The sequence below is a fragment of the Kriegella aquimaris genome (genome assembly GCF_900103215.1).
Classification (GTDB): domain Bacteria; phylum Bacteroidota; class Bacteroidia; order Flavobacteriales; family Flavobacteriaceae; genus Kriegella; species Kriegella aquimaris.
The window spans coordinates 1,171,218-1,185,792 of record NZ_FNGV01000001.1 but is presented as its reverse complement, the minus strand read 5'-3'; the positions used below and the strand labels follow the sequence as shown (position 1 = coordinate 1,185,792).

At 40.2% G+C, this 14,575-nt stretch carries 9 protein-coding genes; 5 read left to right on the top strand and 4 right to left on the bottom strand.

The annotated features are described in order from the left end of the window. Positions 1-2: 2 nt before the first annotated feature. The 3 genes from BLS33_RS05015 (at position 3) to BLS33_RS05005 (ending at position 4,809) form a co-directional block, all read left to right on the top strand. On the top strand, positions 3-1,562 hold the full coding sequence (locus BLS33_RS05015; RefSeq protein ID WP_089886034.1) for a RagB/SusD family nutrient uptake outer membrane protein: 1,560 nt from the start codon (positions 3-5) through the stop codon (positions 1,560-1,562). A gap of 68 nt (positions 1,563-1,630) precedes the next feature. After that, positions 1,631-3,118, top strand: coding sequence for an arylsulfatase (locus BLS33_RS05010; protein WP_245731284.1), 1,488 nt, complete (start codon positions 1,631-1,633; stop codon positions 3,116-3,118). Between the two features lie 152 nt (positions 3,119-3,270). Further along, positions 3,271-4,809 carry a glycoside hydrolase gene (locus BLS33_RS05005; protein ID WP_089886030.1) on the top strand — a complete coding sequence of 513 codons (1,539 nt, stop codon included), beginning with the start codon at positions 3,271-3,273 and terminating at the stop codon, positions 4,807-4,809. 98 nt (positions 4,810-4,907) lie between these two features. Here BLS33_RS05005 and BLS33_RS05000 read toward each other — a convergent pair whose 3' ends face one another. The 3 genes from BLS33_RS05000 to BLS33_RS04990 form a co-directional block, all read right to left on the bottom strand. Then, positions 4,908-7,439: an alpha-L-rhamnosidase gene (locus tag BLS33_RS05000; RefSeq protein ID WP_089886260.1), complete on the bottom strand. Its 2,532-nt coding sequence runs from the start codon at positions 7,437-7,439 to the stop codon at positions 4,908-4,910. Positions 7,440-7,484: 45 nt separating this feature from the next. Further along, positions 7,485-8,939 carry a sulfatase gene (locus tag BLS33_RS04995; protein ID WP_089886258.1) on the bottom strand — a complete coding sequence of 485 codons (1,455 nt, stop codon included), beginning with the start codon at positions 8,937-8,939 and terminating at the stop codon, positions 7,485-7,487. Positions 8,940-9,062: 123 nt separating this feature from the next. Continuing rightward, entirely contained in the window at positions 9,063-10,613 is a 1,551-nt protein-coding gene (locus tag BLS33_RS04990; RefSeq protein WP_089886028.1) for a sulfatase, read from the bottom strand. A gap of 489 nt (positions 10,614-11,102) precedes the next feature. Here BLS33_RS04990 and BLS33_RS04985 point away from each other — a divergent pair, with 489 nt between their 5' ends. Together BLS33_RS04985 and BLS33_RS25280 are read left to right on the top strand one after the other, a co-directional pair. Next, positions 11,103-12,698, top strand: a complete 1,596-nt coding sequence (locus BLS33_RS04985; protein WP_218129530.1) for an arylsulfatase — start codon at positions 11,103-11,105, stop codon at positions 12,696-12,698. A gap of 218 nt (positions 12,699-12,916) precedes the next feature. Then, positions 12,917-13,153, top strand: coding sequence for a hypothetical protein (locus BLS33_RS25280; protein WP_262495055.1), 237 nt, complete (start codon positions 12,917-12,919; stop codon positions 13,151-13,153). Here BLS33_RS25280 and BLS33_RS25130 read toward each other — a convergent pair. Beyond that, the gene (locus tag BLS33_RS25130; RefSeq protein ID WP_089886021.1) at positions 13,046-14,575 is read right to left on the bottom strand and encodes a sulfatase family protein; all 1,530 of its coding nucleotides are present in this window, start codon (positions 14,573-14,575) and stop codon (positions 13,046-13,048) included. The genes BLS33_RS25280 and BLS33_RS25130 overlap by 108 nt on opposite strands.

Sequence of the window (14,575 nt, the reverse complement as noted above, 5' to 3'; positions counted from 1 at the left end):
ATATGAAAACTAAATTAACGAGCAAATTTTTGATACTGCTTTTGAGCTTCTTTGTTCTGAGCTCATGTGACAAGTTTCTTGAAGAAGATTTAAGGGATGAGATTACGCCAGATGCTTTTTTTACCAATGATAAAGAAGCCGAACTTGCCGTAAATGGGGTCTACCGGCTCTATCACAACAATAACCTTTACGGACAACGTGGGCTTGACAATTATTATACGAGCGGTGCCGATATACAGGCAGCTAGTAGAAACGTAAACAATGCGATACACAATTATCTCATTCAAGAAGGTACCGCAGATGGTAATGGTACTTGGATACAACTATACCGAGTGATAAATAATACGACGGAGTTTATCTCCAATATCGAAGGCAATGAAAACCTTTCACAGGAGGCCATTGATCAAAGACTTGGCGAATTACTCTTTCTAAGGGCTTTGGCCTATTATCATTTGACGAACCTATGGGGCGATGTCCCTTTTTATACCGAGCAATTACCGGTGCCGGAAAGATCTGTTTTAGGGAGGTCTCCAAAGGCCGAGATAAGAAGTGCGATGAAAGCCGATTTGGCCAGGGCCTTTGATTTGTTGCCTACTTCCTATTCAGGCAGCAATTTAGGTAGGGCCAGTAAATGGGCCGCTGCAACACTAAAAGCAAAGTATCATCTTTTTGATGGAGAATGGGCATTGGCGAAGGCTGAATGCGATATCGTAATTGATCAAAGCCCACATCGGCTCTTAGATAATTATGCCGATGTATTCGATCAATCGGATCCAAGCAATCAATATAATGACGAATACATTTTTGTGGTTGATTTTGAGGCTGATTTAGTAGGTGAGTTGTCTACTACTAGAACAGACGACTACAACCCGCGTATTAGAGATGAACCGGCGGGGCGTAATAATGACACCATTGTAGATGGAGTTTCAGGCAGTAAAGTATCAATTTTTCAGGGACTACTACGCGATCGAAATGAAGATATGACCGGTTTCGGTTGGTCTGTTCCCTTGCCCGAATTTGCCTCAAAGGAGAATTGGCAAGAAGGTGATCTAAGATATGATGCGACCATCGTTTCCGAATATTTAGGGTGGAAACTATCGTTCCCTTACTTTAGAAAAAATTGGAATTTAGACCAAGAAAATTCTTTACGTAGCAATCACCCTGAAAATTATATTGTTTTCCGATTGGCAGATGTGTATCTAATGGCGGCAGAGGCTGAAAATGAATTAAATGGCCCAGGCAATGCTTTTGGCTATGTCAATACAGTACGTGAGCGTGCTTTTGAGCCAGATCAACCTTGGAGCGGCTTATCTCAAGACCAGTTTAGGGAAGCGATGTACGATGAACGAAGGTTTGAATTGAGTGCCGAAGGTCATCGTCGTATGGATCTTATTCGTTGGGGTATCTTGTTAGAAAGGGTGCAATCGGTTCAACATAGGGCATGGAACAATCCCGGTGCCAACATACAGCCATATCACGTTTTATTGCCGATACCCCAAAATCAATTGGAACTGAATCCAAATTTATTGGAATCCGATCCTTCGAATAACGGGTACAGATAATGTCATAATGAAAATTATTGCCATGGGACGTGTTTTCCTGTCCCATGGTTTTATTTTATACTATTCCAATGATGAGACAATGCTCGTATTTAGTTCTTCTTTTATTGATTTTCTCGTTGATATCCTGTAAAAATAAGGGACAATTAACGCAAGATTCCACTGAAATAACAGTCCGAAAAACAGGCGACAAGCCGAATATTATTTACATTTTGGCTGATGATCTGGGGTATGGTGATTTAAGTTCTTATGGTCAACAGAAGTTTACCACGCCCAATATTGATAAGCTGGCAGAGGAAGGAATGCTTTTTACCCAACATTATTCGGGAAGTACGGTTTGCGCACCTTCTCGATCGGCACTTTTGACTGGTATGCATACCGGCCATACCGTTGTTCGTGGCAATAAAGAAATACAGCCCGAAGGCCAATACCCAATACCTGATAACACGTATACCTTGGCAGAAGCCATGAAAAAAGTGGGTTATGTTACAGGAGCTTTTGGGAAATGGGGCTTGGGATACCCCGGTTCGGAAGGTGATCCTTTGAACCAAGGTTTTGATTCTTTCTTTGGATACAATTGCCAACGCATGGGTCATAATTACTACCCGCGTCATTTGTGGGCCAATCATGATTCGTTAGTGCTTTCAGAAAATTTTGGAAAGAAGAAAGGGGTTTATGCGCCTGAACTTATTCATGAAAAGACATTGGATTTTATTGAAGTCAATAAAGAACACCCTTTCTTCCTTTATGTGGCCTCCATTATTCCGCATGCTGAATTGGCGGCTCCAGAAGAAGTGCTCAGCAAATATCGAGGGAAATTTCTTCCTGAAAAAGCGTATGAAGGAGTTGATAGTGGACCTGAATACCGATTGGGACCCTATGAGTCACAAAAAGAAACACATGCGGCATTTGTCTCCATGGTTCAAATCTTAGATGGCCAAGTAGGTGAAATAATGGCAAAACTTAATAAACTTGGTATTGCAGATAATACAATAGTAATTTTTACTTCCGATAATGGCCCACATACGGAAGGCGGAGCCGATCCAGATTATTTCGATAGCAATGGTCCATTTAAGGGTGTCAAAAGAGATCTTTACGAGGGAGGTATTCGAGTTCCGATGATAGTAAAATGGCCGGGCAAGGTAAAAGCAGGAAGCAAGACCGAACAAGTATCAACTTTTTGGGATGTCTTTCCCACATTTACATCGATTGTTGGTGGTGATTCTCCGAATGATATAGATGGAATTTCTTTTTTGCCGACGCTTTTGGGCAATGAAGATCAACAGGAAAAACATGAATACCTCTACTGGGAATTTCATGAGAAGGGTGGTCGACAAGCCGTTAGAATGGGTGATTGGAAAGGTGTGAAGTATAATGTTATAAAGAACCCCGATGCACCTATCGAATTGTATGATTTATCCACAGATGTTGGGGAAAGCAATAATGTGGCTGAAGACCATCCCGAGATAGTAAAAAAAATAGAAGATATTTTAAAGGAAGCTAGAACTCCATCTGAGGTTTATAAGTTTAACCAAGAAACTTATTTGAACGTAGATTAAAAATAGTTGTTGAGTGAGTTAGTTGTTTTAAAGGGGTTTCTGACTATGGGAAACCCTTTTTTCGTATAGGTTAAGCCTATATCTTTTTTAAGAATGATAAAATAATTGCATTATTTTAAGACAAACTCCAAAAGGGTTAATGCGTAGAAGTAATGAGAAAATGGATTATTGTAATATTAATAGGCAGTTGTTTCCGATTTGTGTCGTCACAAACGAATGCAAACCTCGAAGTTAAGATCGATGCCAATATTGAACTTCAAACTATTTACAATTTTGCGGCATCAGATGCTTGGGCTGCGCAGTTTGTAGGTAAATGGCCTGATTCGAAAAAAAATAAAGCTGCCGATTGGTTGTTCAGTACGGACTTTGATAACGATGGATCCCCAAAGGGAATCGGTCTTTCTGCTTGGCGATTTAACATTGGTGCAGGTAGTGCCATGCAGCATGAAGAAAGTGGAATTAAAGATCCCTGGAGAAGAACGGAGGGTTTTTTGCAAGATGATGGGAGCTACAACTGGAAGCAACAAGCAGGTCAGCAATGGTTTCTACAAGCAGCAAGAGAAAGAGGGGTAGATCAGTTTATAGCTTTTGTCAATAGTCCGCCCATACAATTAACAAGAAATAAGAAAGCACATTCCGATGATGGCTTAAGCGCTAATTTAGCACAGGAGAACTATACTGCATATGCCAATTTTCTTACTGCGGTACTGCAGCATTTTAAAGATAGTCTCGAAATAGATTTTGATTATGTCAGTCCGTTCAACGAGCCGCAGTGGCAATGGAAAGGCGGACAAGAAGGATCACCTTGGAACAATGATGAGCTGGACCATGCTGCACGGGTAATTGACGCTGTTTTTGTCGCTGCTAATATCGATTCGAAAATAGAAATCACTGAAGCTGGGCAAATTGACTATTTGACCGGTAAAAAAGAAAAACACCAAAATAGAAGTGACCAAATAGAAACATTCTTCAATTCGAATAGCCCCCATTATCTAGGGAATTTAAGCACCTTGGCCCCCAAGGTCGCCGCGCACAGCTATTTTACGACCTGGGATATTCAAAAACTTAAAAGAGAAAGGGAACGAATTGCAGAAAAACTGTTGAAATATCCGTCTTTGGAATATTGGATGAGTGAATATTGCATTTTAGAAAACAATAAGGAGATTCGAGGAAAAGGTAAAGATTTGGGTATGGACACTGCACTTTATGTTGCGCGTGTATTACATGCCGATTTGACCATTGCAAATGCCAGTGCTTGGCATTGGTGGTTGGCAATGAGTCCATATGATTTTAAAGACGGACTACTCTACCACAACAAAAACAACGAAGATGGTGCTATTTCAGATTCCAAATTGCTTTGGACATTGGGCAATTATTCCAGATTTATCAGGCCTGGGGCCAAACGTATTTTGGTAGCGTACAAAGGCATTAATGAAGTGGAAAATTTAAAGGATGGGTTGCTGGTATCCACCTACAAAAATAAGGACGATAGTATTGTGGTAGTTATCGTCAATCAAAAAGACGAGATGGGCGCCATAAAGTTGAATATGGCACTGCCTGCAACGACAAGGGTAAAAAGTTATATAACCAATGCATCTTATAATTTGCAAAAAATGCTTGATGGCCCATTGACCGACGGTAGAATTCAGGCATTGCCGAAATCAGTGACTACACTAGTATTGATACCATAGCCCTAGGAAAGAATAGGAAAATTCGTTTAGCCCAGATATTTATAAATGCAGATTTACTAATGTTAAGCTATTGGTTCATAGCTCTAAAGTGCATATTCCTATTTTGTCGAGACTAGAATAACATATGAACCTTCTTGGAGCTCAAATTTCCCTGTTTCTAGATTTTTAACGGCATTCCCATTAAGCTTTTCGCCATTTTTAGAGATACTTATTTTTTTCGATACATCAATTTTTAGACCTACTTGGGCGCTACTGTTCTGTGGGATGGTCATTTCGTAGCGGTAGGTGCCCGATGACTCTTTTTTCCAATGGGAAATTATAGTGCCGAAAGGAGAATCATATTTTGTATTCACAAATTCAAGTCCTTCTGGCGTTGCCGGTGCAAGAATAAATCTTTTAAAGCCCGGGTGCTCTGGGTCGGGGCGAATACCGCCCAACCATCGGTAAAACCATTCGGAAACCGAACCAAACATAGGGTGATTGTTCGAGAAAATATTATCACTTTCTTTCCAAGTTTCCCAAAGGGTTGTTGCGCCATTGTCAATCATAAAGCCCCAACCTGGATAGGCTTTGCTATTGACGATATCAAAAACTACCTCTGGTGAAATAGTTGTAGAAACTGCTTCAAGAGCGTATTTGGTTCCAAAAATACCCGTGTTGAAATGTCCCGAAGGGCCATTGTCAATTGCTTTTTGTAAAGAATCTCTGGCGGCTTCAAGTTCATCTTTGGGTACCACGTTATGGTAAAGCAATGTGGAAAATAAGGTTTGACGGTTTATTTTCTCAATTACCGGTTTGTCCCAAAATTTATTTTTAAGGAGGTCTCTTAAATGGTCAGCAAGCTGATCATACTTCGATTCATTTTTTTTATCACCCATTACCTTGGCAAATGTTTTCATTATTTCCGCACATTGCAGGTAATGTGCCGTACCCGTTAATTGTACCGGCACCGGTTCTAAGGATTCGTGATCACTAAGTCCGTTATCTACGATTCCCTCAGGATGGATTCTGGCAACCTTGTTCATCCATTTTTTATTCTCTGCATAAAGTTCTTTTATGAGATCTGTATCATTATAATACAAGAACAGATAGTACTGCGTGGTAAGATAGGCCGACTCCCAACTAATGCCGCAATATGCAACGCCCGCAAAGGGGGCGGTGTCCACAAAAGTGGAATCCTTCATGGCATCGACCCAGTCGTAGACTGTTTTGCGATAAAAATCTTGCATGTCGTAATTATTGATGTAGGCTTCACTGGTTACATTTAAATCACCACCATATCCGAATTTTTCTCGTGCTGCACAATCGGATTGCACGCTGATTAAGTTGGTCAAAAATGCTCTCTCGGTAATTTCTTGGATGTTATTTAACAGCTCGGACGAACTATTGAAATCGCCAGCATCGGTAACATTGGTATGCATCAATAAACCTTGTATATCTGAAATAATAGGTGCTTTTGCTAAACCTGTGATTTCCATATATCGGTAAACGTGATACGTGAATTCTGGCTCAAACCACGCCGGTGATTCCTTGCCTACGATATAACTGTCGGTCTGCCATGCGATTTCCGGTGCACCAGGGCCACCAACTCCTTTTTTCTTAATTTGACCTATTACGGTAGTCATCGGGTTTACCATTCCATCATCGTAAATACGTTCCCCAAACCTGAAGTTTATGGTGTCGCCTTCTTGGCCGCTTAGTTTGATTTTATAGGTGCCCGTGAAATTCACGCCCATGTCAACAACATAAACTCCTTTCTTGGGGCTGGAAATGGCGACCGGAGTTATAGTTTTGGTAATTTGAACAGGAGGGAAGAATGCTTTTTGCAATTTACCACCGGGACCTTTACCTATAATTGCACTTGACCATGAGGTATCTGTAAAACCGGGCTGATTCCAATTTTCTATTTTTTGGTTTGCATCGTAAACGGTACCTAGATAAACACTGTTCTTTAAAATAGGGCCATAGCTATATTTCCACGTATCGTCTGTGCCAATCGTATCGATTTTACCGTTCTTATACTGCAGTACCAGTTTAGCTATAAAGGTCGGTTTGCCAACGGTAAGATCTTTTCTCAGGTTTCGTCTGCCCCATTTTCTAAGAGGCAGCGGATTGTAGAAACCATTTCCTAAACTTACGCCAAGGCAATTGGTTCCTTTTTTTAATTGTTGGGTGATGTCGTATTCGGTATAGTAGGTTCTTTTGCTATAGTCCGTCCAAGCGGGGTCCAAAACATTTTTTCCTATAGCTTCGCCGTTAATTGTTCCTTTGTAATATCCGGCGGATGTTATATACAACTTAGCTTCGGCGATGGCCTCTTTGGCTTCAAATTCTCTCCTGAATATAGGCGCAGGATTTTCCAAATAGAACAAAGAGTCCTTTTCAGGAAGCTCACGTTCGTAGGTAATCCAACTAACACCATCAAGGTCGGTAGGGGGCAAGACAGAAAATTCTGTGTTCGATTCATCTTGAACAGCGTTTTCGTTTATTGGCCCGAGCAGTGCCAAATCGTTGTTTTTGGTACCCGTAGATTTTTTATTGGCGGTATGAGAACCAAAGTAGGTCAAAAGACAAACTATGAGACTTGCAACAATCAATAAGCGGTTATTGTTGAAAAATTGTTTTATCATTTTGGTTTTACTTATGCTGTTCATTTGATATTCTCGAATGTAGTTTTAGCTCTGAGGAGCTTTTTTAATGAATTCTTTTGGGAATTTGGCATCTACTTCTTCCCACCACTCATACAGTTTCTTATACAAATGGTTGGTAAGCTCAGGCAGTTTAGGGGCCAAATTATGCCTTTCGCCAATGTCGTTTTTTAGATTGTAAAGTTCAAACCGATTTTCGTTTAGAAAGACGATTAATTTGTAATCCCCATCCCTAATTGCGCTGCTAGGGCTCCCTTTTTGGTTAGAGTGGTGGGGGTAATGATAGTAGGTGACTTCATGTAATTTGTTTGTCTCGCCCTTAAGAAGGGGAACCAAGCTTCTGCCATCTATGTGTAGATCTGGTCGTAATGGTTGTCCGGTCATCTCAAGAATGGTCGGGTAAAAGTCCATACTTGTAATTGTAGCGTCAGATACCATACCCGGTTTTATGGTTCCCGGCCATTTAATGATGGCTGGCTCTCGTATGCCTCCTTCGTATAACCAACCTTTGCCTGCTCGTAACGGTGAATTCGCGGTCGGTATTCCTTCGGAGGTGGACAGGCCGCCGTTGTCAGAAAAAAAGATAACTACCGTGTTATCGGCTATGCCTTTGTCGTTAAGTTCACCTAGTATTTTTCCGACAGCCATATCCATCGATTCCACCATGGCGGCATACGTAGGGTGGTCTTGTTTTTTTCTATAGGTAAATGGCTTTTCAGCGTTAGTTTCTTCGGCAAATCGGTCTTCGTCGGTCAACGCCAAGACCTCTTTTTTCTTTTCGTATTTTGCTATTCTATTTGTAGGGGCGTCAAACGGAGCATGAACCGAATACAGGGAGAAATAAAGGAGAAACGGGGCGCTGGCGTTTTTATCAATAAATTTAACGGCTTCGTTGGCCAAGCGATCGGTCATATATTCACCTTCGGGGCCATTCTCTAAATTCGGAATGTTCCAGGGTGAAAAGTATTTGTTTTTAATATATAGACCGCCTCTAAAATGCCCCGCCACATTTACGTCAAATCCCTGTTTGTCTGGCCAGAAGGTTTCTTCACCTGCCACATTATTGAGATGCCATTTACCCATAAAAGCCGTTTTGTAACCGGCATCTTGCAGCAGTTCGGGAAATAAAACTTCTTCAAGAGGAAGGTTCCTTAAATAATCGGGATTGCCGGGGCCTCCAATCCATTGGGTAAGATTAATGCGTGCGGGATTCTTACCTGTTAGAATAGACGCCCTTGTGGGGGAGCAAATGGGTGATGCTGCATAGGCCTGTGTAAAACGAATGCCTTCTTCGGCCAATTGGTCAATGTTGGGTGTCTCATAAAAAGTGCTCCCGTTGACAGAGATATCCATCCAACCCAAATCATCAACAAGAATAAAGACAATGTTAGGTTTTTTATTCCCTTGAGCTTTAAGGCCGAGGCAAAATAAGGAAAGGAATATCAGCAGCGCTCTTTTTTTGAAAAATAGGGAGACTTTCATGGTGGACATTTTGGTACTAGTTAATGTTGTTTTTAGATGAATCTCAACGTCGGATACCCTAGGTGATAATAATAACATTTTGAAAATTAATCAACTATTTTTTTGAGCATAACTTTTTGGGACTCAAAATTCCCTGCTGAGTTGATCGGAAAGTTGTTTGACTATTTGTGAGTTCTCCGATTCAAGCGCTATGTTGTAGTTTTCTTGTGGGTCTTTGTCATGGTCGAAAAGTTCGTTTATCAAAAAATCACCTTTCTTTTTTTCTTTTTTATCCCATTTGTACCATTCTATATACCTGTATCGGTCCGTTTTAATTGAGTAGCCCATGCGTTCTTCCTTTCGGGTATCGGCGGGGCCAAATCTTCCGAGAAGAAACTGACTGTAGGCGGCCGTTTTCCATTCTTTGTTTGGTTCATCCAGTAAAGGGACAAAACTTTGGCCCTGTAAGTGCGATGGTACGGGCAGACCGGCCATTTCGCAAAGTGTTGGATAAATATCAACAAGTTCTGTCAAACCATTAGTTTTGGTTCCTTTGGCTTTTACACCTGTGCCTGCCACTATCATTGGAACGTGGGCGTCAATATCATAGTTTGACATTTTGCCCCATCCATTGTGTTCCCCTAATTTCCAGCCGTGATCTCCCCACAGTACAACAATCGTATTTTTTAAAAGATTTAATTCTTCCAATTTATCCATCAAGCGGCCTATCTGCGCATCGGTATACGAAACACTGGCATAGTAACCGTGTTTTACTTCCCGTTGACGGTCTTCGTCCCATTTACCTTCAACGGGTCGAGGTAAATCATGGTTCTCGTCGTAGTACCTGAGTTCTTGGTCGCCATGAACTGTATAATTAGGACTTCCTTTTGGTATAAATTGATTTTTAGCCAAGGGTATGGAGTCTCTCTGGTATAGGTCCCAGTATTTTTTTGGGGCATTGAACGGAAGATGTGGTTTATAGTATCCAACGGAAAGAAAAAATGGTTTTTCTTCAACGGCAAGAGCTTCCAGCCTTTCTATAGCATAGGTTGTCTGTGCTCCATCATAGTAAGCGTCGTCGGGAACATCCGCATTTTCGGTCGAGTTTGCTTTGAGATACCACTGCCCGAGGGGGTCTAATCTAATTTTTCCTTGAGCTATCAATTTTTTCTTTTTTGATTCCTGTATATCCAAATTTAATTTCGAAGCATAAACAGCGTCGGGATCAAACGGAAAACCTTCCAAATGCGTTCTTTCCGTCCAAGAAAGGGAGTCTTGAATATCATTGTGGAACGTTTTACCTAAACCTATTGTAATGTAACCGTTTTGTTTGAAGTATTGGGGCAAGGTAACAACGTCGGGTACGTTGTCGCGTAGTCTTGTGGACAAATCCCATACCTGAATCGAATCTGGGCGTAGCCCTGTAAGTAAACTGGCTCTTGAAGGGTTGCAGACCGCCTGTTGACAATAGGTCCTTGCAAAAACAACGCCTTCCTCTGCAAGGCGATCAATATTTGGGGTTTTAATGAAATTGTTACCGTAGCACCCGAGTTCAGGGCGCAGGTCATCTACTGGTATGAACAGGATGTTTGGTAGCGCCAAGTCTTTTTGGTTTTTTTCTTCGTTCTTGCACGAAAAGAAAATGAAACAAAGAAGCACTACGGCAAAGCGGACCAAATTTTTAGATTTTTTCATCTTTTGAATTTGTGTTTTAGAATGCTTTTTAATTCTTAGTCTTCAATAAGTCGCCCTATACATGATTGCAGATTTATCTATTATTTTTTAATAAGACTGTGGCAATATTTCTACATACATCGAAAACTAGAGGTAAACATACTTTTTAAAATATAGTTTAAAAGTAGCTTTAATAGATGTATATGGCAAATGTTTGTTCGATACATTCCCCTGTAATTATACCAAATTTGAGATTAAATATTTGTAAAACATTTAAAATCAATTATATATACTATTTTATTTGGTGAACATAAATTTAAAATTTAAAACTTTGACCATATTGTTATATATTTATAAATTCATAATTGGTTAGTATTTCAACGATAATATTAATATGGCATTAAAATGCCGTTAAAATGAATTTTTTATAAAATTAGAGGTGCTCATTTAAAATTATGACATCCTAAATTTTTGAAATATCGTTATGCTACCCAAAACTTTAATTGAAATATGGGAGGTAAACGCTTAGGATATAGTATAGTTCAGGTTTGCATAATCTTTATGTTCATCTGTTGCTCAGATGTCAAAAAGGAAGAAAAGAGTGTAAGGGACACCCCTAACGTTATTCTTATTTATGCTGATGATTTGGGAAGGGGATTGCTTTCGGAAGAAGGACAGCGAATTATTAAAACTCCGAATATAGATAAATTGGCACATGAAGGTATTCGCTTTGAAAATGCCTATGGATCTATGTTTTGTGCACCGGCAAGGGCAAGCTTGTTGACTGGATATCATGATGCACATGGGGATAAATGGCAAATTACATCTGGTGGGGCGTTTATAAATATTTCTAGAGGAAAGCTAAATCAGCAAGAAATAGAAACGAAAATCAATGAACAGTTGGACGAGGTTCCCGAAAGTGAGGTTTTTTTGCCTGAAGTTTTTAAAGATGCCGGGTATGTCACGGGGGAAATAGGTAAGCTGGAATGGGGATTCTCGGCGACCAATAAACAAATGGAGCGACATGGTTGGGATTATTACTATGGGTACCTTGATCATGTAAGGTGCCATGGATTTTATCCGCCTTTTCTTTTCGAAAATGGGAATTTAGTTAACATAGAGGGCAATACGTTGGCGAACTGTGGCAAAAGTGTTGAGAAAGAAACTCAGAGTGCCTATGACGAGCGATGGAATATGGAAGGAAAGGCCGTTTATTCCCAAAATATTTTTCTTGAAAAGATAGTAGATTTTATAAGAAAGAACAAAGAAGCCCCTTTTTTCCTGTACCATCCCACACAGTTGCCACATGGCCCTGTGGCTATTCCCGAGGTTCATGAAGAGTTCAAAAATGATGATCGGTTGACCCAAATTGAAAAGGAGTATGCTTCGATGGTAAAAATGTTGGATGATCACGTTGGAGTCATCATGAAAGAATTAAAAGATTTGGGTATAGATGATAACACCATGGTATTATTTACATCCGATAATGGTCATGAAATTTATTACTCCCAAGAAGGTAGAATACTTAAACCTGTTAGAAATATGAAAACAGGTGAGTTTTTTGATGATGTGGAAACCAAGTATTATAGTGAGTTGGCCGGTGATGTTTTTGACGGTAATGATGGGATGGCCGGAATTAAAAGAAGCAATTGGGAGGGTGGGGTACGTGTACCTTTAATAGCGCGTTGGCCAGGGAAAATAAAACCAGGGACAACTTCAAACGCCCTAGCTTCTAACTATGATTTTATGGCTACAATGGCAGATTTGGTAGGTTTTAAAGTGCCTGAAAATAAAGATGGGATCTCTTATTTGCCAGAACTGATAGGGGAAGATGTCAACAAAGGACGTGAATATGTAGTATATTCTTCGTTCGTCGGACCTGGAATCACCACGCATGACGGATGGAAATTACGATACTTTGCTAAAGATGATATTTATCAATTGTACTATTTACCGGATGATTATAAAGAAGAAAACAATATTATTTCAAGTAATCAAGAGATAGCTGAAAAGCTAAAGAAAATATTATTGAAAGAATGTGGCGGCGACCTGAACAATGGTTGGTTCAGGACAAGGAGTAACATTTTGTCATCAATAAACGGGTAAAATTTAGACTAGATTTGAGAAATTACTTGTGGTAATATTGAATAACATGTAATACCGAAGTATTCTTACTTTAAAGGGAAATACAATCCTGGATTTTTATTCAATAGTACCATAATTTATAACCAATACCCCCAGGAGGAAATAGAACGAAATATTGAGGTGGAATCGGGTAGAATTGAAAGAGATTTAGTTAAAACAAGGCTAATACGAGTTCAAAAATTGTCATTTCGTTCGAGAGCGTTTATATGAATTGCGAAGTATTGGTTAACGCAAATGGCTTAGATAAACGTCCGAATGGTTATATTAGTTTTATTTACGATTTGACCCCTTACGGGAGCCCTCTGCTATTACCGATTTTTTGCTTGCCAATCGGGACCTTCGTCCCTAATTTCTTTCCACAGCTCAATCATCATTGGTTTAAGGCTTTCCACCGTTTCCGGTTCAGATTCGGCTAGGTCTTTTTGTTGACCAGGGTCGGTAGCTAGGTTGTAAAGGGCAAATTTTACAGGAATGGAAGACTTCATCCATTCAATAAGCGTACCCTCTTTCGATTTCTCAGGAAACCATCCTAGAAGGGTGTAATCATCATAACGCATGGCCATATGTGGCATTCTAAAATAGGTGTCCTCATGTGTAGGGAAAATCCATAAATAGGGCTTTTCTCTTTCTGTTTTTTCACCTAGGAATGCAGAAAAGGCATCTTTTCCATCCAAAGTTCTGTCCTTAGGTATTTCTGCTTGAGCAAGATGGGCCACGGTAGGCAGAAAATCGGTAGCAACGATTAATGCATCACTTACTGTTCCGGCGGGTATTTTAGCCGGGTAGCGAACAATGCCCGGTACGCGATGGCCTCCTTCATACGGGTACCGTTTCATACCTCTATATATACCTGGGCTACCAAAGCAGTAATCGCGAATAGGCTCGTCCCAGGTTCCTTGAGATTCTTCAAGATTAACAGGATGTTCCGGACCGTTGTCACTTGTGAAAATTACCATGGTATTGTCATATGAATTTTCGTCTTCAACCGTTTTCATTAGATTGGCAAATGCATTGTCCAATTGTGAAACGGTACCATAATATTCTTTTTTGTTTTGGCTGATATCATATAACGTTCGGTCTACCCCGCCATATTTAATTGTTTGCTCTAAACTATCTACCACCGCATTGTCATACAAGCTACTGTATTCTTCTGGAGGTGCAATTGGTGTATGCGGCTCATGGGTAGAGACGATAAGTAAAAAAGGTTTTGATTTATCGCGGATCTTGGTTAGCCAGTTCGTGGCTTCCTCGGTAAGTACATCGACATACCACCCATCCACTTCTCCAACCGCTTCACCATTCCTCAAAAATTTTCCATAATTCTTAGGTCCGGAAAAGGCATTGTGAGTAGAGGCAAACCAATAATCGAAACCTTGGTCGCCTGGGCCTGGTTCATCGTATTTTTCTGACTTTTCAAGCCTAGATAAATGCCATTTGCCCATAAATGCGGTTTCATAGCCTTGCTTTTTTAAAAGTTCGGCAAGGGTTACTTCGTCATCTAGTAAATACGAACCAAAGGCACCTTGAATATAATAGAAACCACTGCGATACGGATTTCTTCCTGTTAAAAGACCGGCTCTGGAAGGTGAGCATACAGTTCCAGCAGAATGACAATCAGTAAGCAAAACACCTTCTGAGGCAAATTTATCTATGCCCGGGGTTTTTATTATTGGGCTACCATAGCAACCTAAATCTCCATACCCCAAATCATCGGTCAGATAAATAATGATATTTGGTTTCGGATTATCCTTCTCTATTTTTTTGGAATTGCAGCTTGAGATCAATGAGATCGAAAGAATAAGAAAAGCATATTGGATAAGGGTGATTCTTAACTTCAT